The sequence below is a fragment of the Paenibacillus harenae DSM 16969 genome (genome assembly GCF_000422465.1).
Lineage (GTDB): Bacteria > Bacillota > Bacilli > Paenibacillales > Paenibacillaceae > Pristimantibacillus > Pristimantibacillus harenae.
In genome coordinates this window covers 210491-234322 of sequence record NZ_KE383843.1, presented here as the reverse complement: position 1 = coordinate 234322, position 23832 = coordinate 210491, and the positions used below count along the sequence as shown (strand labels likewise).

Below are 23832 nucleotides of genomic sequence, written 5' to 3'. Positions count from 1 at the left end.
TGTTAGTTTGAAGTTGGTCATGCTAGCGCTTGTTAATAACGATTGGAGGGAATGTTAATGTCTAACCGAATCGATTTTCAGAATGAAGATTTTATTCGTAATCCGTTTCCGGCCTACCATGAGGCTCGGGAAAGAGAACCAGTATATTCTTTCCTGCTTCCAAGTGGCCAATACGCCTGGATGGTCACGAGTTATGACGATGCCTTGAAGATTCTCGACGATCCGCGCTTTGTTACCAATCCACCATATCTGAATGAGCTGGAAAATAAAGACGCTCCGGCTCACCTGGCAATCGTATCGCGCAATTTGCTGAGCGTGAACCCGGCCGATCATCGCCGCCTGCGCCGTTTGGTACAGAAAGCTTTTACCCCGCGTATGGCGGAACGCTTACGGGGACGAATCGAAGAGATCAGCAATAGTTTGCTTGATCAGGTCGAGGGGATAGGGGAGATGAGGTTGATCGAAGATTTCGCTTTTCCATTGCCGATCATCGTCATCTGTGAAATGCTAGGAATCCCCGTTAAAGATCAGGACAAATTCCGTACCTGGTCGGATGCAATCATGGAAAGTGTTCATCATCCTCGTTTCGATAATGAAGGTGAAGAAGCCATGAAAGCATTCGTCGATTATTTGCATGATCTGATCGCGCTTCGACGAACCTCGATGCAGGAGGATTTGATCAGCGATTTGATATCAGCTGAAGATGAAGGAGATAAACTATCCGAGCACGAGCTGTATGCACTCGTTTTTGTACTTATAATCGCTGGACATGAGACGACAGTTAATTTGATTGGAAATGGAGTCCTTGCATTACTCCAGCATCCGGAACAGAACGAATTGCTTCAGCATCGTCCAGAACTCATCGGTTCTGCAATTGAAGAAATATTGAGGTATAACGGTCCCGCCGAAGTGAGCAATACGAGATGGACGACGGAAGATGTGGAGTTCGGAGGCAAATATCTCCGCAAAGGTGATATGGTATTCGTCTCCTTCTCATCAGCCAATCGCGATGACAGGAAGTTTGAGGATCCGGATGTCTTCGATATTACCAGAATGGCAAACAATCATATCGCTTTCGGCAAAGGCGTTCATTATTGCCTTGGCGCTCCGCTGGCGAGGCTCGAAGGAGAAATCGCGATAGGCGCATTGATGCGTCGCATGCCGAATTTGCGATTGAAATCGGGCCTTGATGACCTTGAATGGAGGCACGGGATGATTATACGTGGGGTAAAGGAAATTCTCGTTACGTTTTAGTGAGGATCTGTTGACTGTGTGCAATTAACCCTTAACGAAAATGATCCTAAGCCAAAGTGGTTTTAAAGATGATTGGCATTGCTATAAATTAACTTCCAAAAATGCAGTAGCCCAGAGCAAACGCGCTCTGGGCTTTTTCTCCTGAGAATATATGTGGATTTTAGAGGGGCTTCCGATGCTCTAAGCCGCTGTCTCCAACCCAGTTGCTGACAGTACATCTCCCCGACTTTGAAATTCACCACGTTGTCTTCGTTTTCCATTCGCTCATCAGGCTTGACCTCAACGAGTTCTCTCTGCTTTTGTCCGACATTATTAGCAGAAATTCCGGAGTATACTTCCTTCGTTTACCTGCGTAGTTATACTCGATACAGATCGGCTGGTAATCAATGCTTATGACATCCGGATCCACGTTGCACATCCGAATAAAATCTCGTTCCAACAGGCTTTCACTAAAAACTACCGGGGTTATTACTTATATCGAGGGAATATTAATTGATGGATTAGCTTTGTCCAAAATAAGTGCTAAAGTATGTCCGGCCTGCTTGTCAGAGAATGAATATTTCCGTCTTTTCTGGCATCATGTAAATGTTACAGCATGTCCATTCCACCTGACATTGCTTATTGATAGGTGTCAGAAATGTAACGAGGATATTACATGGCGGAGAGCCCGGCGTTGTCAAATTTCCTAAATGGAAAGTCGTCCCTTTCCCCAAAAATGGCGGTAAGGTTGGAGAAGGCATTTGGGGCTAATAGAAAGAGCAACTACTTGATATCCAGTCTACTTACGACCGGCAGGTGCGGTTCTCTGACGACATTAAAACATGGCCTTTTTCAGTGCCGTCCTTTGAGGGGACTGGTTTTTTCAATACATAAGATCCGTTATGTATTGAAAAAACTGGCGTGAAAGTAGAAGGAGATCGTGTCTCTTTTGAAAGTGGCGAATGATCTGCTCCTTTTTTCCAGAGTCCGGTACATGACTAAGGCGGCACTGCGGATCAGGAACCTGCTAGCTTTTGTCTTTCATTTATAATTGATCCATACTTTTACAAGGTATTTCCTCCACTTGTTCCAATCGAAGATCATTTGTAACAAAAACATCCGCTTGTGCAATGATGGCGGATGCAATCACAAGCGCATCCGGTGTTACTGGTGAATCTGAATTTGGATCAAGTCGAGCCCAGTGAACCTGCGCAGCTGCGTGCCGCTCGGAGTGCCAGGATTGTCCGGATACGCGGGAAAGGAAAAACGGAAGGAACTGAATACATGTCGGCCGATGCGCGAGCAGCCCTGGCTGATTATTTGGAATTCGAAAGGCATCTTGATCATGCAGAGGAATCGATTGCTTTGTTCCTGAGTGCGAAAGGGACTCCGGCTCGAAAAATGGATGGCCGGCTGTATCCTCGCTCCATTAACCGAATCTTAGAACAAATCGGTAAATGGCACGATGCAGAGCTGAAAGATTCGAAACGTCACATTTCGCCGCTGCGGCCGCATGATTTGCGTCATACCTTTGCAAATGAGTTGGCGAAACATCCGGATGTGACGGAGCAAGATTTGGAGCGGCTGTTGCGGCACCGGAATAAACGATACTTAACGATTTATACGAGACCGCCGGAAGCCACGTCCGCAGGTTTTGTGGAGAAGTTATAGTACCCGATCAGTGCGAATGGCGAATATTTCATAGTATATATTTAAAACCATTTATAATTAATCCCGTTAATAGAAGAACTGGAGGTTTTTTCATGTAATGAATTGCTTGGCGTACATTTTTTTCCGTTTCGTTAGGTGACCCCAAAAACGATACTAAAGATTCCTTAAACCCAATCAAAGAGTGAAGGAAAGTGAATGGTGATAGAAAATATAATCAGTAAGAAGATTTTGATATAATCATTGTACATACATAAATATTCGATGAACTAGGGAAGTCAATTGAGCAATCAAAGCAGGAAAGTGAAATGCTCATACTGACCCTGCCCCGAATAGATAGACACATAGAAAACCTCTATAATAAAAGTGGAGGGATTTACTATGGGGCAACGGAAGAAGTTTGATAAAGCATATAAAGAACAGGTTGTATTGCGAATTATAGCCGGGGAATCAACGGTTACGGATGCGGCTAAGGAACTGGATGTACATTTTACTACAGTCCGAGACTGGGTGAAGTTTTATAAACGTGACGGAGACAGTGCGTTTCCAGGCAGTGGCCATCTTAAGGCTGAGGATGATGAGATACGTAAGCTGCGAAAGCAGTTGGCGGACCTGAAAGAGGAGAATGATATCCTAAAAAAGGCGGCGGCCTACTTCGCGAAAAATCAGAAATAATGAGGTTCAAGTTTATCTTTGAACACCGCTTCGAGTTTCGGATTGCGAAGATGTGCCAGGCCCTAAGTGTCTCAAGAAGCGGCTATTATGCTCATATCAAGCGTCCAGAAAGCAAACGCAGCAAAGCGAACCGCGAGTTGCTTGATACGATAAAAGACATCCACATAAACAGTCGCAGAATCTATGGATCTCCGCAGATTACTAAGAATTTACCACCAGAGAAGAAAGCCAGTCGTGGCCGTGTGGCGCGGTTAATGCGGGCTAATGGAATCCGATCGAAAGTGGTAAGGAAATATAAAGCAACAACAAATTCAAGTCACAATCTGCCTGTCGCAGATAACATTTTGAACCAAAATATCACAACGAGTAATCCAATGAGAAATGGTTGAGCGACATTACCTACATTTGACCGGTCCTTTTATCATCGGATATCATCTTGATGATCCGTTAGCGGCATTACATATCATCCAGGAATCCTTCAGCGTTGAGGAAGTGACGGGTGACGTTCCCAAGGTTCCGTATAAAAAGGGTAGGATATATTAAAACAGGAATGAGCAGCCCCCACAGTGGATTACCGCTAGCGGTTTGAAGGAGGTTGCGTCGAATCAGGGAAAGCAGCAAGATATCAACAAAATAAGCAGTGATACTAGTGGAGATAAGCATGCGGAGATGATATTGAATGCTCAAATTGATAAAAAAGAATGTGTTAGAGGGCTCGTTTCGTAAAAAGCTTCTGATCTCATATTTGCTGATTCTTTTGACGTTAGTAGTGTCAGCTTTGCTGATCCTCGGACTTAATACTTACAACCAAGCAAAAAGTTACTACGAGGATTTCATGATTCAAGAAAGTGTACAGACGGATGTCATTATCCAAGATTACCTCTCCAATATTGCGCGGTATTCCTATTTCTATGCGACAGATAATAAATTAACGAATATTCTTGAAATGCGTCAAATGACTACCTTGGATTATTTAGCTGCTTCCCACGCGCTGGAAACGGCAATGGATCAATTTATATTACTTAATGGACATATAGCGGGTTTGGCGATTGTGGGTTCAAGCGGACATATTTATAATAGCTCAGGCGCTAATATGACTAACTTGAAATCGATTTTATCCGATATTCCGCAGGAAGAGTGGTTAAAAGGGAAGATTTGGGTTTCTGCCCCATATGACAGTGCTGTAAACTTTAATCGGGATAAGCTTGTTTCTATTGTCAGATATTTATCTGATATCGAACCAAACCGTGATTCATTTGCTTATGTTAAGATGGATATCCGATTTAAGCCTCTTAATAATATATTGGGCGGAATTTCGGAATCAGACTCGGAACTTGGCACCATAATAATCGCGGACGGAAGAGCCATCTACAATTCTTATGAACACACTTTTGGCCAAGCTGCGCTATCCTCGATTACTTCAACATTCGAGAGAGAAAACTCTGTTGAAAATAAACTAATAGAATTGAAGCTTCAAGACAAAAATTATTTATTTATCTCCAAAAAAAATGCTTTAACGAATTGGACGATTATTCAGTTCATGCCTACAAGCAGTATAACGGAGCGGTTTAAAAGGGGATTGGGAAGTTATTCATTAATCAGTTTGTTTTCTTTAGTAATTGCCTTCTTTATTGCGACGATGTTCGCTAAGTATTTTTTTAAGCCCATTCACAAGCTCACAAGCGCAATGAAATTAGTGGATACTGGAAATTTGGATTTTAGGCTTGAAGGCAGTGATCGGAATGATGAGATCGGACAATTGGTGCGCAGTTATAATGCGATGATTTTACGTTTAAAGGACAGCAGGAAAATGGAGAATTTATCATACAGGCTGCAAAAAAAAGCGGAGCTAAAAATGATGCAGGCACAAATAAATCCTCACTTTTTGTACAACACGTTAAATACCATTCATGCAATTGCCGGACTTCACCGGATCGATCCGATATCGGAAATGACGAAATCATTGTCGAGCATGTATCAATATAACATCAAAAGCTCGGATATTGTGATGCTTCATCAGGAATTGGAACAGATAAAAAATTATATCAATATTCAACAAATTCGCTTTTTGGATAAATTTCAGGTGATCTATGATATTCCAGATGAACTATCCGGATTTCCTATTCTAAAGTTTCTAATCCAGCCGATTGTAGAAAATGCCTTCTACCACGGTCTTGAACCTAAAGGTGATAAAGGAACGATAAAAATAACCGCAAAAAAGAACGGGAATATACTCATCATTCGGGTGAAGGATGATGGTGTAGGTATAAGTGAACAAAAACTGAAAGAGTTAAATGAATCTTTTCAGCAATTTAACAAAATTGAAGAGTCAGAGATGAAGGCTCATTTCGGTTTAATTAATGTATATGCAAGAATAAAGTATTATTATGGAGATCATTACTGGATGAGTATTGAGAGTGTAAGGAACGAGTACACATGCGTTGAAATGATCATACCTGTCGAATTGGAGGCTTAACCGTTGAATATATTGGTCGTAGATGACGAGTACTACGCCCGGAAAGCGCTAATTCAGGCGATTCAGGACTGGAATGAAGAAACTCTGATTATCGAGGCGGAGAATGGGCAGGAAGCGCTGGAGAAGGTGGAGAGTTCGAGTATTGATCTGATTCTTACGGATATCCGAATGCCAAAGATGGATGGCATCCAATTAGCGGCCGCTCTTTTGCAATATCATCCTTCTGTTATCAATGTAATCATAAGCGGTTATGATGATTTTAAGTTTGCGCAGCAAGCTATTGTCTACAAAGTGGAGAATTATTTGGTGAAGCCAGTTGAAAAAAAGGAACTATTTTCTCTGTTAGAAAATATTCAGGAGAAAATTAAAAAAGTGAAAACGCAGAAACGGACATCACCTACGAGTGCGGATCTCATTCGGATATCCAAAAATAAATGGATACGGTATACGATTCATGATCCTATCTGGGATGTTGGCAGGTGGTTGATTGAGGCCAAAGAGTGTGGACTGGAATTAGAAATGCTGTTCCATCTGCCGGTCATTTGCAGCATGAATAAAATTGAGAAAACGAAAAAACGATTTCAGCTGTCGGAGGACGCTCTTTCTTTCGCTTTCGAGAATGCCATGGAAGAGCTTTTTTCGGACGGGAAAATGGGAATTTTTTTCAAATATAGCCTGGATAAAGGTCTTCTTATTTTTTCTTTCAGAGACGGCATAAAAGTAAACAGAATCGATGAAATGAAATGCTTGCTTGTTTCTGCACAACAAAATTTAAAAAAATTTATGAAGTTGGATGTTTCCTTTATATTCGGAAACATATGCAAAACCCCCGTTCAATTAAAGGAAGAGTTAAGGCATCTTTTTCATTCGGACGAGCAATTTTTTTATATGGAGCATGAAGGGATTGCGAAAAAGGAGGAAATCCTATCCACAGAAAAAGATTTAAATGCAAACTATGCGGAAGCGTTAGATAATTTTTTCAAAGCTATGGTTGCATACGATTCTTCGCGTGTTTCACAATGTATGGATAAATGGATGAGTTTTATAGCAGCTGAAAGGTATAAATCCACGCTCGTAAAACAATGGATCGTTAAAATGATGATCGAGTTAGAGGTGAAAACAAAGCCGTTTATAAAATCTGAAAAGCTCGGAACGGCAGAAATGTTCCGAAGCTCTATTATTAAACTTCAAACGATGATGGAATTGAAAGAATCGTTCATCGACTATCTTGCCCAGATGTCAAGCCTGATGGGTGAAGAAAAGATGAATAGCAAACGTAGAATTACTGATGTCCAAAGATATGTAATCGCGAATATTGATAAATTCGTCTCGCTCGATGAGATTGCAGCCAAGCTGCATTTGAATGCCAGTTACTTAAGCAGATTGTTCAAGAAGGAGACCGGAGAGAATTTTATTGAATATATGACAAGAGTCAAGCTGGATAGAGCTAAAGAGCTCTTGCAGGATTCCCAAAAATCCCTTGAAGAAATTTCCGGTATGATAGGGTACGAAAAAAACTATTTCTATAAAGTGTTTAAGAAATCGAACGGAATGACTCCTTCCGAATTTCGAACTTCCATCTCCAATATTAAAGAAGAGTAAAACAGGCTGTCTTTTACAGCCTGTTTCTTTTGTTTTAAAACTCGTAAAAGAGTCAAAAATGTATAGTCGAATGTAAAAAAAGTCGATTAAATACGATAAATTCACTATGCTAATCTTATTAAGAACAAAGCGCTTGCATCATAAAAAGGGGGATAATAATCGATGAGCAGGCATAAAGAATAATACTCTAACAGGTGGTGTAGATGAAATGAAATTTACGAAGAAGATTTTATCGATCGCAATAACGGCCTGTCTGATTGTCGCTGCTGGTTGCTCGGCAGGAACCGAAAGCGTTAACAATGAGCAAGGCTCAACAAATGGCGCGAACAACGGACAATCTTCCAAAAACACGACTGAGAAGGTTAAGCTAGAATTTTTATCCAATAAGGCCGATGTGGCAGAGACAATGGATAAAATCATCAAAGGTTTTCAAGAGCAAAATCCGAATATTGTGATCGAACAAAATACTCCTCCAAATATGCTAAAAGTACTTACAATGCGATTTTCAACAAATGATGCTCCTCCTGTATTCACCGTTTATCCGTCCGCACCAAGTTTCGCTCAGCTGTTGAAAGATGATAATGTTGCCGAGTTGACTGGGGATCCGGTGCTGGAGAATGTCGAGCCTTCTTTTGTTGAATTCAGCCAAAACAATGGGAAAAATTATGCGGTGCCTTACGCTCTTGAAGGATATGGCGTTGTATATAATGCAGATTTGTTCAAGGAACTCAATTTAGGAATACCACAAACCTACAACGAATTGATTCAGGTCGCTGAAAAAATAAAGGCAGCCGGCAAAACACCTTTTGTATTTGCGGATAAAGAACACAGTGATTTGAGGCGGATATCTGCAGCCTTACTTGGATTAGATATGACTGATGCAGTGCCATTCTTCCAAGATGTTATCAACGGTAAAAAACATATTGCAGACAGGGAAACAGAGATCCGAAGGTTTGCCGAGAAAACACTCGAACTTCGAAAATATGCCCAAAAAGATTTACTTGGCATGTCGGGTGATAATGCTGTAGTAGAAGTTGCAAACGGAAAAGCTGCGATGTATTTCATGGGTATGTGGAAAGCCCTTGCAGTTAAAAAGGCAAATCCGTCTATGAATGTTGCTATGTTTGCTTTCCCGGCTGAAAAGGCGGAGGATACGAAAGTTGCCATGCAAGTAGGTACAGCACTTGCAATGCCGAAAGATATCAAGACGCCTGATGAAGTCAAGAAGTTTATGGCTTATTTCGCTACTACTGAAAATGCTCAGTTATATTCAGATGAAACCGGCCAAATATCTGTTATTAAAGGCGTAACGCACAAAGTGAAAGAAAACATAGGTTTAGCGGAAATGGCATTAGCAGGTAAAATGTACCGGGCAGCCGATGCCACGTGGACCCCGGCTATGCAAGAGGATTTCGGTAAGGCAACACAAGAACTATTAGGCGGAGCAAGTTTGGAAGCTTACCTAAAGAAGCTCGAAGAAATTTTTTATAACAAAGCAAGCTAATAGGTTTTAGCCTGCAACATTCAACAGTGGCCAGGAAAATCGGTGTCTGCTAAATCAATTCGGTTTTTCCGGCCATTTTTCTACTTGTTAATACTGTACGATTTGGAGGAAGGTCATGGAAGTGGAGCATACACTGCGGAGAAAGTGGGTTGGCATAGTTAGCCGGTCCCATGCCAATCGTAGATCATTTAACTATTTTTTGTTTACACTACCGGCATTACTTTTGTATCTAGGCTTTTTCATCTATCCCTCCATTTTAGGTGTTTTATACAGCCTTACTGACTGGGATGGACTTTCTAAATCTTATCATTTTATTGGTTTAGATAATTATTTTGCGGTTTTCAAGGATGTTCGATTTGGACAAGCGCTGATCTTTACATTCAAATATACAATCATTGCTGTTATCTTAAAGATTGCGCTTGCACTTGGTTTGGCTCTGCTTTTAAACGGCAATATCAAGTTTCGCGGTTTTATGCGGTCCGTTTATTTCTTTCCGGCCGTCTTGAGTTTAATTACAGTAGGTTTAATTTTTAACCAAATATTTTATACGATTCTTCCCAAAATCGGAGAACAATTAGGAATTGAAGTTTTATCCAAAAATATTTTGGGAGACCCCGATACGGCTATCTTTGGACTGATCATCGTCAATGTTTGGAGCGGTATTGCCGTTCCGATGGTTATCTTCCTGGCGGGACTCTCCAGCGTGCCTAATGATTTGCATGAAGCAGCAACAATTGATGGAGCGAATAGCTTGCAACGCTTTTTCTCGATTACGCTTCCCTTTCTCATCCCAATGCTTAATGTCAATTTAGTTCTATCTATTAAGGGCGGATTGACGGTTTTCGATTCGATCGTCGCCATGACACAAGGCGGACCGGGTACGGCGACGGAATCCATTGCCTATTTAATTTACGCGCACGGTATGAATGAATTCAAATTCGGATATGCAACTGCTGAATCTATCTTTATCTTTATTATGATCGCGTTCATCTCTTTCTTGCAATTAAAGTGGCTTAACAAGAAGGAGGTCGGTCAGCTATGAAAGCAAAACCTGCCGCTCAAGCTTTTCGGTACTCGATTTTGGCGCTGGGCATGATTATTATCATGATTCCTATGTATCTGACTATCACGTTGGCCTTCAAAACAACAGAGGAATCGACAAAGAGCTTCTTTTCGCTTCCATCCAGTCTTTATATGGGAAATATAATGACTGTTATTAAAAAAGCAGGTTTCTGGACCTATTTTCAAAATTCCGTCGTTATTACGATCATTTCACTGCTTCTTATTATGATTCTTGTTCCAATGGTATCATTTGCGATATCCAGAAATTTTCAGAAGCCGTATTACAAATTCATTTATTACTTGATGCTCGCTGGTATATTCGTGCCGTTTCAAGTTATTATGCTGCCAATTCTGCAGTACACGTCTGATCTGAATCTGATGAATCATGCTGGAATGATTATTATGTACGTTACGTTGTCATTAACGGAAGGTATTTTCTTATGTGTCGGGTTTCTTAAAAATATTCAATTTGAATTGGATGAGGCCTCCACGATTGACGGGTGCAACATCTGGCAGACCTTTACCAAAATTATTTTTCCTCTCATGACGCCGATTACGCTAACGATTGTCACTTTGAACAGCTTATGGATTTGGAATGACTTTGTATTGCCTTTAATTCTGCTCAATAGAAGTGCTGATGTTTGGACACTGCCGCTGTTTATTTATAACTTTCAATCGGAATACTCTTTTGATTATAACTTGGCGTTTGCGGGCTTCTTTCTGACGATGCTTCCGATCATCCTGTTATATGGTTATATGCAGCGCTTTCTGATCAGCGGCTTGACAGAAGGAGCTTTAAAATAATTATTTTCCAATCCGTTGATAGGAGAGTCGGTCACAACATGTCTCTTAAATATTCATTGCCTCGAAGTACTCCTGAAAAACAAGGCATATCTTCTTCAGGGATACTTAAGTTTCTGGAGGCGGTTGAACAAAGCAATTTGGAGCTCCATAGTTTCATGCTGGTGCGTAACGGCCATGTTACTGCGGAGGGCTGGTGGGCACCGTACAAGCCGAAAATTCCGCATATGTTATTTTCATTGACCAAAAGCTTTACTTCTACTGGAGTCGGCTTTGCCGTATCGGAAGGTCTTCTTACCTTAGAGGATAAAGTAATCTCTTTTTTTCCGGAATACGCTTCTCAAAACACAGAAAAGAACTTAGGAGCAATGAAGGTTCGCGATCTGTTAACGATGAGCGCAGGCCACTTGAAGCCTACTATGGGTAGTGAATGGCGGCAAATGGAAGGCGGCTGGATAAAGCATTTTCTTGAAATACCGATTGATCATGAGCCAGGTACAAGGTTTGTATATAACAGTGGAGCAACTTACATGCTTGCCGCTATCGTTCAAAAAGTGACGGGACAAATGTTGCTGGACTATTTAGAGCCTCGCTTATTCGAACCTCTTGGTATTGATGTTTCGGAGTGGGATACTTGTCCTGCAGGTATTAATACCGGGGGATGGGGTCTGAGTCTTAAAACAGAGGATCTGGCTAGGTTTGGTCAATTGTATCTGCAGGAAGGGCTTTGGAATGGGACACAATTGCTGCCTAAAGAATGGATAAGGGAAGCAACCTCTTGCCAAATCAACAATGAAGACGGACAGACCAAGGATTGGCAGCAGGGTTACGGATACCAATTCTGGCGAAGCGTGCACAATGCCTACCGAGCCGATGGGGCGTTCGGTCAATTGTGTCTGGTTTTACCGGATCAGAACGCGGTCATTGCCACCACCGGCGGACATGACAAAATGCAGGAGCTGTTAGATTTAATTTGGAATTATCTTCTCCAAGCGATGGACAAACATATGCTTCCGGAAAACGAGGTCGTTCAAACGCCGCTTGCAGAGAAGTTGGGATCATTATCCTTATTTCCATCCCCAGGACATTCCGAATCCGTGATAGCTGCAAGTATAACTGGTAAATTATTTGAAATTGAAGAAAACGCAGATCGGGTGCAGTTGGTTGCCTTTTATTTCGAAAAGGATTTCTGTACATTCTTCCTTTGGGATCATAGGGGCGTGCATCATATTAAATGCGGAATAGGTGAATGGATTGAAGGGATAACAACAATGACCGGAAATGCTCTGCATCATCAGTATCAACCGGCGGAAATGCGCGTCATCAGCAACGGAACTTGGAAGGATGAAAACACCTTTATCATGACTTGGTTTTTTGTTGAAATGCCGTTTAGTGATACGGTTGTTTGTCATTTTCAAGGTGATCGGCTGCGTTTGGAACGAACCGTCAATGTACCAGCATCTCAGAAGGATGTCCGCCTATATTGGGGAAAATAGTAAAGAGCAGGTCTGAGGAGGTCTCCTATGGAAAGCATAGCGTTGAGTGGAAAAAGTATAATCTTGCGGATCGAAATTCAAATCGAAAAAGTCAGTTTTGGGGATGTGGCACAGCCTATTTCCAGACTGGGAGGCGACATTATCGCTATTGATGTCATTCAAACGGGCAGGGATTTTACTGTCCGGGACATAACCGTCACGGTCAAAGAAAGCAACCAAATTGAGAGGATCATAGATGCTGTCAAGTGTATATCCGGCGTCAGACTGATCAATGTATCCGATCGGACCTTTCTTATGCACCTTGGCGGAAAGATCGAGATGAAGCCTAAAACGCCCATCCAGAACCGTGATGATTTATCCAGAGTGTATACACCCGATGTTGCTCGTGTATGTATGGCGATCCGGGAGGATCAGAATAAAGCTTTCACGTTAACCATAAAACGAAATACGGTAGCTGTCATATCGGATGGAACGGCTGTGCTGGGACTCGGGAATATAGGACCGTACGCGGCAATGCCTGTAATGGAAGGAAAAGCGATGCTGTTTAAACAGTTAGCAGATGTAGACGCCTTCCCGATCTGCCTTGAAACTCAGGATACTGAAGCTATCATTCAGACGATTAAAAACATTGCCCCAGCTTTTGGGGGTATTAACTTGGAGGATATATCATCTCCTCGTTGCTTTGAAATCGAAAGCAGGCTTAGGCAGGAATTGGATGTTCCCGTGTTTCATGATGATCAGCATGGTACCGCGGTCGTACTATATGCCGGGTTAATAAATGCGTTGAGGGTAGTTGGTAAACAGATTAGCGAAATTAAAGTAGTCGTCTGTGGGATTGGAGCGGCAGGTATCGCTTGCAGCAAAATATTAATGTCTGCAGGAGTCGGAAACTTAATCGGTGTCGACCGGGAAGGAGCGCTTATAGCTGGAAAAGAATATGCAAATCCGCACTGGAAATGGTTCGCGAATCACACTAACCCTTATAGAGAGAGCGGTTCACTAAGGGAGGTATTGAAGGATGCCGATGTATTTATCGGGCTTTCCACAGGTGGCATCCTTAAACGGGAAGATATTTTCTTCATGGCAGCCGATCCGATCATATTCGCCATGGCTAATCCGGTACCCGAAATCAATCCGGAAGTGGTGGAGGATCTGGTCGCTGTTATCGCTACGGGACGATCTGATTATCCCAATCAGATTAATAACGTACTTTGTTTTCCAGGCATATTCCGCGGTGCATTAAATTGCAGGGCGACTACGATTAATGAAGAGATGAAGCTAGCGGCAGCGGAAGCCATCGCATCCGTAATAACCGAAGAAGAGTTAAACAAGATGTATATTATTCCGAGCGTGTTCAATAACAAAGTAGTAAGTGTCGTCAGCGATCAGGTCGTGCAGGCCGCAATCCGTACCGGGGTGGCTCGTCGAATACCGCGGGAGTTTAGATAGGTAGGCGAAGAATGGAGATTGAAGAGAATCCAATGAATAAAATGTAGTTTGTCAAAGACCTCAGATTTTTCTGAGGTTCATTAGAATCTATTCCACGGCTAACGATAAAGCCCTCCATTTAAAAGGCAATAAGCCGAGGGCTAGTTAAAGGTCATCGATGTATGAATTTAGATAAACTACCAAATAGATAGGGCTACCTTTAAGGGATGTTCGACCTTTTTGATTTCAAGTTGAAAAATAGTTTTCTGAATTTTGACTATATAAGATGAGAAGTTTATGCAACGTTAGTGAGATTATGGATAACAAATGTAGCGCGTCTCAATTTGTGGAGTCGGCGCTGCATTTTTTTTGTTGAACAGTTCCTCCCTTTAGTCGTAGCGTAATGGTTGATAAACATGCATTTACTTTTGACAACAGTGATTTTCATATTCTTTTACATGTCTGTAAAAGGTTCTATGCTTCATGTCTAAACGCTTCATAGCCGCTACGGCTGTCATTAGGCCTGACTTCCACTCTTCCGGTTACAAAATCGTATCATTCGGTGGCTGGATATCCGTTTCCCGGAGTATAGTTCAGTTTTTAAGGATTGGACTTGTAAGCGTTCGATGGCTACACTGAAGGAGTTTCGCGAAAACATATGCAGCGGCTAGAGGAGATTCCCATGGCCGTTCAGCTCCGTTCCATCAAGGGCCTTGGTCTCTTCGTCGCGGCCATCTTAGCAGGTGCAGGTGACCTTAGATAGTATGAACATGGGCGTCAGTTACTGCGCAAATCCGATCTGAATCTCGCAGAAAGTACATCGGGGAAAAGGAAAGGACAGATCATCATCTCCAAACGAGGAGATTCCAGCCTAAGGAAATATCTATACTTAGCGACCATTCAACTCATCGGAATTAATCCGATCTTTCAAGAATTACATCAGCACAATGTTCAAGTAAAGCATATGAAAAAGCAACAGTCTGTCTTCAAGCTTGTAGGTAAAGTGCACGAATTCTAATCGGTATGGTCCATCGAGCAGAAACATTCTCTCCCGAAAAAGCCAGCTATCTCGTTTCACAAGCAGCTTAAGGTAATGCCCCATCACGTATATTGACTCATTCGCAGGATTTCGAACAAAGCTAAACGCTATCGGTCTCCACACCTTGGATAAGTATGACGATGGAATGTAAGGGCATAGACCCGTCGAGCCATGGGATGGTAAACACCAGGGCAAATGTGGAGTTTGCGTGCAGTAGAGTGAAGCGAAAGGGAATGGCTAAAGCGATCCCTCTGTTCCCGCATGCCCAAATACTGGACTAACGGCTCTCGCTCCCTGCGTTCCCCACCTTCCTTACTAATCCATGGTGATGAAATCCTGCGAATGAGTGAGTGTATGTGAGATAAACCCTTAAAATCGAGGGACGGGTACTATAGCTCAATAACCCATGAATAGGCTGCAGCGAAAAAACACGTCACAAAACTGTTATTCAAGCGGTTTTGTGTCGCGTTTTTAATTTTAGCAAAGTTGTGTCGTGTATTAAAGCAGATTTTTGTGGTGCACAACTGAGTGCTCTTAACCATAATGGATTACTTCTTTTTCAAGAAATATAAAACGCCAGTATTAACAAAACAATTTACAATAAATCCGATTCCATAGTACATTATACCGAAAATTTGAGATAACCCATCTTTAGCAAAATGTAACCACCACAAGCAAGCAGTACCATATAACAGTATCGCTAAACCAATGGATTGAAACAATGATTGACGAAAAAAATGTGTTTTTTTAAATCTAATTACTGCAAATAGGATGACCAAAAGAAACGCTATCCCAGCACACCAAAATATAATAAAGCTTCTAACTCGACTCTTCTCATGGAGTTCTCCTATCTAAAGTTATTCTTCAGCTCCATTGTAATTTAAAAAATGTAAGGAAGAGGAGTACCAACTTCAGCTAGTACCGCTCTAAAGATTTACATATTACGCTGACAAACAAGTCATATCACCCTGATTCGAAGTAAACCCATTTAAACCATAGATACTCGTTTTGATCTTTAAACCAAATGATGGAAATGATAGAATGAGGGTAGGAATGAAGAATGATGGATAGAGATAGCAAGCATTGGATTTGTTAGGACAAATCCGAAAACGCTTGTTAGGGGTGCCCCCTAATACCCCTGCAATGGGCGTCGCCCAAACCCAAAAGGCGGTGAAAAGTTATGAATAAATCTTCAAAAATCGAAATAAGAGTAACCGAAAAAGAGCTCGAACTTATCGATAAAAAAGCAGAGATAGTAGAGCTAAACCGAAGTCAAAACATACGAAAAATGGCGATTGAAGGATATATCATCAAACGAGACTTCTCGCAAGTAATTTTGGCTTCACAATAAGTGTGAAAGGTAAAATTATCAGGTAGAGAAAGAAATACATAGGTTGTTTATCTTTAATAATAGAGTAGGCAAACACTGTTAGAAGAATAAGGTTAAATGAAAGTAATAAGTGTTTGTGAAAGATAAAATACTCGATTTTTGAAGGGAATCGAAGCACCCTTATTAATAGGTCAGACATTAAGTACTCCTTTGAATCATTCATTAATTCACATATATTTTGCATCGGCAAAAGTTGTGGTGTATTATATACTTTTTTCAATATTTCCGTTTCTAGGAAGCGCAAAGTCCACTTTTTTAAAATAATGATGATAAGAGGAGGTCAGGAATTGTCTTCGTTTTTTCATGTACACTGTCCAGAAGGAGTCAACAGTATGTATGACACCAAATGAAAATGTAGTAACCTTGAGGGATTAAACCGATTTCTAGACAGTGTGGATAAATTCATACGGGTCATAGACTCGGATGGAACCATTAAAGATTACTTGGTTAGGTAGTGTAGTTGATGACAGCCGATTGCATGGGAGTCGGGAAGTCTCCCCCTTGCTGCATTACTAACACAATATTGCCAAACCGAATAGGAACAAAGTGGTCATTTCATATGTCATAACGGACCACTTCCATCATTCGGGAATTGGTAGCGCAATACACGGCTAACAATCGCATGTATCGTTCAATTACGAAGAGCTTGACCGTAACTTTCCCAAATGTGGTAACCATATCGCTTCTAGCGACGCGGCACGAGATGAGCAGGTGTACAACAGGTACATCTCTCATTTTGTGCCGCTCTTTTTGTTTTAGATTATATCTTTATTGCCAATACTATTGCTAATTGATAGTTTAGGAGGTTCCTTTGATAGTCAGAAAAAGACAGCCAAATTGTGAAATTGAGCAAAGACAGGAATTGAAAATACCTGTTGTAGCGGTAGCCGGTAATCATGATAGTCCTAGTCGTCTTGATTTCGGCAGCAGCATTATGAAAGCGTCAGGTCTACATATCGCGGGGGAACTTACATATCCATTTGAACCGGTAGTGCTAGATGATGAGGCTGGCGAGGTTCATTTCCATCTCATACCGTATGCCGAGCCTGGAAAAGTACGCTATTTACTTGGTGATGAAACTATTAAAACACATGATGATGCCATGAGGAAGATTATCGAAACCCTCAAAGTAACCTTAGACTCGCGCGCACGTCATGTGTTCGTCGGGCATGCGTTTGTAACGCCTGGTGGCGAAGCTCAGGAAAATACTAGCGATTCGGAACGGCCGCTTTCCATAGGTGGGGCAGAGCACGTAAGCGCCCGACACTTGGAAGGATTCAATTACTCGGCCCTTGGTCATCTGCATCAGGACCATCATTTAGGGGACGAAACGATCCGGTATGCCGGCTCGCCTTTGAAGTATTCCATTTCGGAAGAACACCATAACAAGGGATATCTTGTTGTCGAATTGGATCAGCACGGAAATGCAACAGTTAAGAAAAAAGAGCTGGAGCCACGGCATGATATGCGGACGATTGAAGGTCTGATGGCGGATATTGAGCGTCACCCGATTAATGATGACTACGTATTTGTCCGATTGCTTGATGAAAATTTGGTGATATCCCCAATGGAACGGGTTCGTTCTGTTTATCCGAATGCTATGCATGTAGAACGGAAGATGGCCATTACTGGGCTGATTGGAGAAGCTTTAGCGGTAGATGGACGAGCGAAGATGGATGAACTATCCCTGTTCCAAGTCTTTTATAAAGAGGTAAGAGGAAACGAGCTATCGTCGGAAACAGAGAGATTGTTTATCGAAACTCTGCAGGAAATCTACAAGAAGGAAGGTGAGCGCCATGAGACCATTGAAGCTTACGATGACGGCGTTCGGGCCGTATAAGGATCAGGAGATTATTGATTTCTCAGAGCTCATGGGGCACAGGTTGTTTGTCGTATCTGGAAATACGGGGGCGGGGAAAACATCCATTTTTGATGCCATCAGTTTTGCTTTATATGGAGATGCAAGCGGAGAGGATAGGAACGACAGTCGAATGCTTCGCAGTCATTTTGCCGATGACAATATGTATACTTCAGTAGATTTCATTTTCGAGTTGAAAGGTAGGAAGTACCGAGTATTCCGCCAACTGGCTCATGTAAAGGAAGGCAATAAAGGCCCGACGGAGGATAGATATGAGCTGTATGAAGTCGTCCATGGTGGAGTGCTCCCTCTCACGGACAGATTAATTGTATCCCAGGTTGATGAGAAGCTTCGGGAAATCATTGGTCTCACGAAAGAGCAGTTCAGTCAAATCGTTATGCTGCCACAAGGCGAATTCCGCAAGCTGCTCACTTCAGAAACGGAAAATAAAGAGGAGATCCTACGTCGGATTTTTAAGACAGGGTTGTACAAATACGTCGCCGATCAGCTCAATGAGAAGCGGAAGCAAATGCAACAAATCTGCACGGAATTGGCAAATATTAAAGAGTATCATATCGGCAATTTGAAGGGCTCTCTAGCCGGGCGGGAAGGCTCGGCCCTGTATAACGTATTTCAGCAACAGCATTACAATACATTTCAAGTACTGGAAGCTTTAGAGCTAGAGACTGATTATTATGCCAAGCAAATGGATGTAAGGAAGCAGCAGCTGCAAGCAGAATTAACCAAGCAACATGAACAAACAGCTGTAAATCATCAAGCCAAGAATGTGAAAGAGCAATTCATCCTCCTGGATCAGAAAGTCACGACTAAACAACAATTGCTAGAGCAGGAGCAGGATATACTGCAAAAGACGGCGCGGCTCGAACGTGCTAGGGAAGTCGTTCACCTCGATGTCTACGAGCAGCTTCATGGGGAGATGTCCGTTGAATTGATCCGCAAGTGTAAGCTCCTTGAAGATGCTCTCATTGGACGCGAGCAAGCGGAGGCAACACTTCAAGTAGCCATAGTGCATTATAAGCAGGAAGAGGTTAATGAAGAGCTGAGAAAGCAGACTCTGCTTGACCTAAACCGACTACAAGGCTATCTGCCAACCGTCAAGGAAATCTCTCAGATAGAGCAATTTGTTTTGACTCTTGCGTCAGAATCTGATGTATTGTCGAATCAATACAAGAATATCCAGGATGAGCTGGAGGCGCTGCAATCCGATCGATTTGTCACTGCTGCCGGGGTGAAGGAATTGGAAGCGATGGCAGTCCTTTTGCCGGAAAAGACCGAAAAGCTTACCCTACTACAGCAGCAGACGACAGTTATACTGGAGTACCTCAACCTAGTGAAAAAGTCATTGAAAGAACAAGAAGAGGAAAGAGAGTACGGCGAGGCATTTGAGCAAGCAGAACGAGCTTATACTGAAGTAGAGAATCGCTGGATAGTGTGCGCACCCGTTTTTTGATAATCTTTCGGATTATTTCAAGTTTGCATTGACAAACGATTTAAAATCAATCGACATTGCGTATAATCAAGGACAAACGCAACTAAACTTGCAAAAGGCCCAAAACAGTCATGAATTATTTAATATAAAGCAAAGATATAATAAGAAGCTGGGCAGATTCAAAAGTAATTTAAGAGAATTAAGAGACCGGATAAAGATAAGATTAAAGGAGTACAGAAATAGCGAAACAGACATTGTCGAAGTTAGAAGAGTGTTTCTAGATGAATATAACAATTATATCGAGAAGCAAAAAAACTTACAGGGACAGCATAGATGGACCAAGATAAGGATGGACTTGGTTCTTCAAATACTTCAAGAAAGATTAGATGCCGAAATTGAGTAATTATCTGGCGAGTTGAATATTTCAATTAAGGATTATTCGGCAACAGGTTGAGAACTTTTCCTAGCCGTTGTTCGTTATATTGTATTAATTCGCTTAAAGTAAAATGCTAACGTAAAATAATGAAGGATCCAGTCGGGTAAGAAGACGAGGAGCTCGAGTAGCATATGGCCCAGTTAGTATGGTTGAGGGTTTTTAACTTAAAGGAAAGCCACCGAACATAAAGGTGTTTTTTAACGTTAAGTTCGTGTCAACTAATTAAAGATGTGCTGCACTATCAGTTTGATGAGTAAAGTTTGAGATGCAAGGGCTGATTGTAAAAGTATGGATAATTTATTTGGAAAACCAAACACATTAGTTCTAAACACATAGCCTCTGCGTTGATTTCGGAGTCGGGGACGGTATTAAAGTGGAACGCTTAGGTCAATGCACATGAATTAGCTGAGTAGAGACAACACAGTCAAAATCACAAACGGCAGTTACATCGGGTTGTGTTCATAATGTCAAAAAATTCGACAATACAAACGAATGCTTGTGTTGTTCACGAGCTTGAACCAATGAACCAGGTCGCCAAGAAATTCCAACAGCATTGGCTTAATCGAATGAGTACCGGAACATGGAAGGGGAAAAGAAGGTTACTATTATTCAAAACAGTAAAAACAATAAAAAATAATGAGTTTTTTTACTTTCGTTTTCATTGTATTCTCCTTGTCCATTGGGAGAATAATTTCTCATGATGATATACTCCGAGGCTCAAGAAGAGACATACCTCCCGGTTGTAATATTTAGGAATACCTTTCGGGAATACTTGAATTTTAAAGAATAGCATCTTATAATTCAAATATTCAGTTGAATAAGGAAGGATGGTGGATCCTATGGAAGACGCTAAATTAGCCGAATTATATAAAGAAAAATTATTTTTACAGTACGCGCGAATCGGGAAATGCTTGTCCAGTGAGAGAAGACTAGAGATTTTGAGTTTGCTATCAAACGGTCCTAAAGCCGTAGAAAATCTAGCTCATCAGACGGGGATGAGTGTTGCCAATGTGTCGCGTCATCTTCAAATTTTATTAGATGCCAATCTAGTGAGATTCACAAAAAAGGGAACCTATGTCATTTACTCATTGACTAATCCAGCGGTCGAAGAATTTTTGATGTCCTTATGGAAAGTTTCTGAACATCAGCTTTCTGATGTATCGCGTCTCAAGCAAGATATATTTCAACACTACAATAATGTTCGTACCATATCCAAGAAGGAATTACTGGGTCGGATGAAAGAGGGAACGATTCTTGTTTTGGATATTCGCCCTAGAGACGAATACGAGACGGAGCACATTGATGGAGCGTTATCTGTTCCAATGGAAGAGCTTGATGGCTATCTTCAAGATTTACCGCAAGATACCGAAATTGCAGCCTATTGCCGAGGACCGTATTGCGTATTCACCACACAAGCCGTTGAACAAATGCAGAAAAAGTGGTTCAAAGCTTATCGTATCGAAGAAGGTGTACAGGAATGGCGGACCAGTTAAGGCAGTCCTTCTTAACCCAAAAAACGCAGCCCAGATGCTGCGTTTTTGTATGCTCCAAAACTACAATCAGGGTTAAGGACGGGTGTCATTATTCATACTGGAATATACATCCTAACATAATGCATACAGGCCAGCGCTTGCACGATCATTAATTTGAATAATACGGTTGCTGCTTTATTTCTGTCTTGGGAAATAGCGGCTTTTTTTAGTTGTTAATCTTTATATCGCTATTAGCAGAAATCGTCTAAAGCAGCGGCGGATCTGTTCGCAGGCAAAGGGAATGTACTTGACGAAATAAGGTTTACTTATTTTTATTCAAATATTTGACTGAATACAAAAGTGAACAAGGAAATTAAAACTGAAATGGAAACATACTTTAAACCTCGAAAAGCGTGGATCGCTGCAAATCATCTTCGAAAGGACAAAATACTTGTCCGCCTCACAAGTGTCAACCACAAACTATAATATTCATGTGGGCGGGAGGAAATAATTTAATAAGATAACCTATGGTCTAATTATTTTATTATTCAAGTATACAATTATACAATTGAATATATTTTATTTCTGTCATATACTAAATGAGTTCCACAACCGAACTGTAGGAGGTAAGATGTAATGAAAATGATGAAAGCTATACAAATACCGTACAAGGGCGAAAAAATGAAGCTGGTCGAGATCCCAGTGCCTCAACCTGGAGAAGGGCAAGTGCTTCTTCGTGTAGAAGCATGCGGGGTATGTAATGGGGACTCGATGGCCATTGGAGGAGCCACCCCCTGAGTATCCGCGGATTCCGGGTCATGAAGTAATCGGTATCGTGGAGGAGCTTGGGACAGGTTCGACGAAATGGAAAATTGGGCAACGTGTAGGTATTGGATGGCATGGGGGTCACAATCATGTGACGGGTCTAACCATGGACGGCGGCTATGCAGAATACATGGTTGCCTTTGAAGATGGTCTGACTAGCATTCCAAATGAAGTATCCTCCAAAGATGCAGCTCCGCTGATGTGCGCTGGCGAAACTACGTTTAGTGCCCTGCGAAACAGCAAGGCTCGGCCTGGCGATCTTGTAGCCATTTCCGGTATTGGTGAACTCGGGCACCTTGCGGTACAGTACGCAAAGAAAGCAGGCTTTCAAACCGTTGCCATCTCACGTGGTGGGGATAAAGAGAAGCTGGTACGAGAGCTTGGAGCACATTACTACATTGATTCCGAAAAAGAAGATCCGGCCCAAGCACTAAAAGTCTTAGGCGGTGCCAAAGTCATTCTCGCTACTGCGCCAAATGCTAAAGTTATTTCTTCCTTGATAAATGGGCTGGGTACAGATGGTGAGCTCATTATAGTAGCTGGTTCTGGTGAACCTTTGGAATTGTCCGCAATGGACTTTTTAAAAGGCCCTAATACAGTGCGGGGTACGTTTACTGGACAATCTAAAGAAATTGAAGCGGCGGTTCGCTTCAGTGTGCTGACCGATGTACGGCCTATGATTGAAGTATTCCCCTTGGAACGTGCTAGTGAAGCGTATGATAAAATGATGTCGGCAAAGACACGATTTCGTGCCGTGCTCAGCATTTCTGAATGAATCGAAACAAAGAGCGGTTTATAGGTCGCTCTTTGTTCTCGTTTCGAACGATCTGATTCGCGAAACGCGGGAGTTACTGGATATATCGGGTGCTATCGACCTGACGTACAACTTCGTGGAGAAACGAGTCTACTATCCGCGCAGCTGTTCATCGCTACGTAATGATTTGCAATGATCTGATTACAGCTCACTATGAGAGGTTACCGCGTTCTTGAGATCGAGACCAATAATCTACAGCCGGTATGCGAGTGAGCACTGACGAAAGAGACATTTCAAAGCCATATCCAGTCTGGCGTAACCTTGGTTGATTCCTGGGCACCTTGGCGCGGGCCATGCAAAGTTCAACTTCCGATTGTAGAGGAATTAGCTGATGAGCTGAAGGGGCAAGCAACACTTGCCAAAGTCAATGTCGACAACGAGACAGAATTGGCTTCGCAATTTGGCATTAGAAGTATTCCCACTTTGCTGCTGTTTAAAGACGGCAAGCTGGTGGATAAAATGTTTGATTTAAACCAAGAGCACATACTCAAGAAAAAAATCATAAAGTTGGCTGGCAATTAATCCGGATTGAATAGAATAAAGTCGGCAATGCTTTGGATAAGCAATTTCCGATTTTCAATGAGAATGGAAAGGGGGGATTTT

Annotated in this window: 21 protein-coding genes and 1 pseudogene; 21 read left to right on the top strand and 1 reads right to left on the bottom strand. The window is 41.9% G+C overall.

Annotated elements, in window-relative coordinates:
- Window positions 1–57 precede the first annotated feature (57 nt).
- Entirely contained in the window at window positions 58–1254 is a 1197-nt protein-coding gene (locus tag H581_RS0120560) for a cytochrome P450 family protein (protein WP_028611655.1), read from the top strand.
- Window positions 1255–1489: 235 nt separating this feature from the next.
- Here H581_RS0120560 and H581_RS39725 read toward each other — a convergent pair whose 3' ends face one another.
- Window positions 1490–1672 (bottom strand): TnsA endonuclease N-terminal domain-containing protein, encoded by a 183-nt coding sequence (locus tag H581_RS39725; protein WP_028611654.1) that lies wholly within the window; start codon window positions 1670–1672, stop codon window positions 1490–1492.
- On the opposite strand from H581_RS39725, the gene H581_RS39720 reads away from it, so the two are divergent.
- From H581_RS39720 to trxA, 20 genes and pseudogenes are all read left to right on the top strand, one after another.
- Window positions 1641–1943 carry a TniQ family protein gene (locus H581_RS39720; RefSeq protein WP_084134690.1) on the top strand — a complete coding sequence of 101 codons (303 nt, stop codon included), beginning with the start codon at window positions 1641–1643 and terminating at the stop codon, window positions 1941–1943. The genes H581_RS39725 and H581_RS39720 overlap by 32 nt on opposite strands.
- Window positions 1944–2373: 430 nt before the next feature.
- The gene (locus tag H581_RS0120550; RefSeq protein WP_028611653.1) at window positions 2374–2904 is read left to right on the top strand and encodes a tyrosine-type recombinase/integrase; all 531 of its coding nucleotides are present in this window, start codon (window positions 2374–2376) and stop codon (window positions 2902–2904) included.
- 378 nt (window positions 2905–3282) lie between these two features.
- Window positions 3283–3576, top strand: a complete 294-nt coding sequence (locus tag H581_RS0120545) for a transposase (RefSeq protein ID WP_028611652.1) — start codon at window positions 3283–3285, stop codon at window positions 3574–3576.
- On the top strand, window positions 3576–3965 hold the full coding sequence (locus H581_RS39715) for an IS3 family transposase (RefSeq protein ID WP_051251133.1): 390 nt from the start codon (window positions 3576–3578) through the stop codon (window positions 3963–3965). The genes H581_RS0120545 and H581_RS39715 overlap by 1 nt, the downstream gene beginning before the upstream one ends.
- A 290-nt stretch (window positions 3966–4255) precedes the next feature.
- Window positions 4256–6052 carry a sensor histidine kinase gene (locus H581_RS0120535; protein WP_028611651.1) on the top strand — a complete coding sequence of 599 codons (1797 nt, stop codon included), beginning with the start codon at window positions 4256–4258 and terminating at the stop codon, window positions 6050–6052.
- Window positions 6053–6055: 3 nt separating this feature from the next.
- A complete protein-coding gene (locus H581_RS0120530) occupies window positions 6056–7654 on the top strand; it encodes a response regulator transcription factor (protein WP_028611650.1) in 1599 nt (532 codons plus the stop codon).
- A 208-nt stretch (window positions 7655–7862) separates the two neighbouring features.
- Window positions 7863–9158: an ABC transporter substrate-binding protein gene (locus H581_RS0120525; RefSeq protein ID WP_028611649.1), complete on the top strand. Its 1296-nt coding sequence runs from the start codon at window positions 7863–7865 to the stop codon at window positions 9156–9158.
- Between the two features lie 115 nt (window positions 9159–9273).
- Window positions 9274–10200 (top strand): carbohydrate ABC transporter permease, encoded by a 927-nt coding sequence (locus tag H581_RS0120520; RefSeq protein ID WP_084134689.1) that lies wholly within the window; start codon window positions 9274–9276, stop codon window positions 10198–10200.
- On the top strand, window positions 10197–11024 hold the full coding sequence (locus H581_RS0120515) for a carbohydrate ABC transporter permease (RefSeq protein ID WP_028611647.1): 828 nt from the start codon (window positions 10197–10199) through the stop codon (window positions 11022–11024). Before H581_RS0120520 ends, H581_RS0120515 begins: the two co-directional genes overlap by 4 nt.
- Before the next feature lie 38 nt (window positions 11025–11062).
- Window positions 11063–12517 carry a serine hydrolase domain-containing protein gene (locus tag H581_RS34785; protein WP_051251131.1) on the top strand — a complete coding sequence of 485 codons (1455 nt, stop codon included), beginning with the start codon at window positions 11063–11065 and terminating at the stop codon, window positions 12515–12517.
- 27 nt (window positions 12518–12544) lie between these two features.
- The gene (locus tag H581_RS0120505; RefSeq protein WP_028611645.1) at window positions 12545–13966 is read left to right on the top strand and encodes an NAD-dependent malic enzyme; all 1422 of its coding nucleotides are present in this window, start codon (window positions 12545–12547) and stop codon (window positions 13964–13966) included.
- A gap of 763 nt (window positions 13967–14729) precedes the next feature.
- Complete coding sequence (locus tag H581_RS39030) at window positions 14730–14963, top strand: transposase (RefSeq protein WP_342663445.1); 234 nt, start codon at window positions 14730–14732, stop codon at window positions 14961–14963.
- Between the two features lie 1201 nt (window positions 14964–16164).
- The gene (locus tag H581_RS38025) at window positions 16165–16335 is read left to right on the top strand and encodes a plasmid mobilization protein (RefSeq protein WP_156889650.1); all 171 of its coding nucleotides are present in this window, start codon (window positions 16165–16167) and stop codon (window positions 16333–16335) included.
- Window positions 16336–17185: 850 nt separating this feature from the next.
- Entirely contained in the window at window positions 17186–18214 is a 1029-nt protein-coding gene (locus H581_RS34775) for an exonuclease SbcCD subunit D (protein WP_084134688.1), read from the top strand.
- Window positions 18171–19703: an AAA family ATPase gene (locus tag H581_RS34770; RefSeq protein ID WP_051251129.1), complete on the top strand. Its 1533-nt coding sequence runs from the start codon at window positions 18171–18173 to the stop codon at window positions 19701–19703. Before H581_RS34775 ends, H581_RS34770 begins: the two co-directional genes overlap by 44 nt.
- A gap of 1254 nt (window positions 19704–20957) precedes the next feature.
- Window positions 20958–21611, top strand: coding sequence for an ArsR/SmtB family transcription factor (locus H581_RS0120465; protein ID WP_028611643.1), 654 nt, complete (start codon window positions 20958–20960; stop codon window positions 21609–21611).
- Between the two features lie 615 nt (window positions 21612–22226).
- On the top strand, window positions 22227–22388 hold the full coding sequence (locus H581_RS39025) for a hypothetical protein (protein ID WP_245600105.1): 162 nt from the start codon (window positions 22227–22229) through the stop codon (window positions 22386–22388).
- A gap of 37 nt (window positions 22389–22425) precedes the next feature.
- A complete protein-coding gene (locus tag H581_RS34765; RefSeq protein ID WP_245600104.1) occupies window positions 22426–23190 on the top strand; it encodes a zinc-binding dehydrogenase in 765 nt (254 codons plus the stop codon).
- A 40-nt stretch (window positions 23191–23230) separates the two neighbouring features.
- A pseudogene (locus tag H581_RS39020) lies at window positions 23231–23356 on the top strand (N-acetyl-alpha-D-glucosaminyl L-malate synthase BshA); the annotation flags it as partial.
- A gap of 89 nt (window positions 23357–23445) precedes the next feature.
- Window positions 23446–23751 (top strand): thioredoxin, encoded by a 306-nt coding sequence (trxA, locus tag H581_RS0120455; RefSeq protein ID WP_028611642.1) that lies wholly within the window; start codon window positions 23446–23448, stop codon window positions 23749–23751.
- The last annotated feature ends 81 nt before the right edge of the window (window positions 23752–23832 follow it).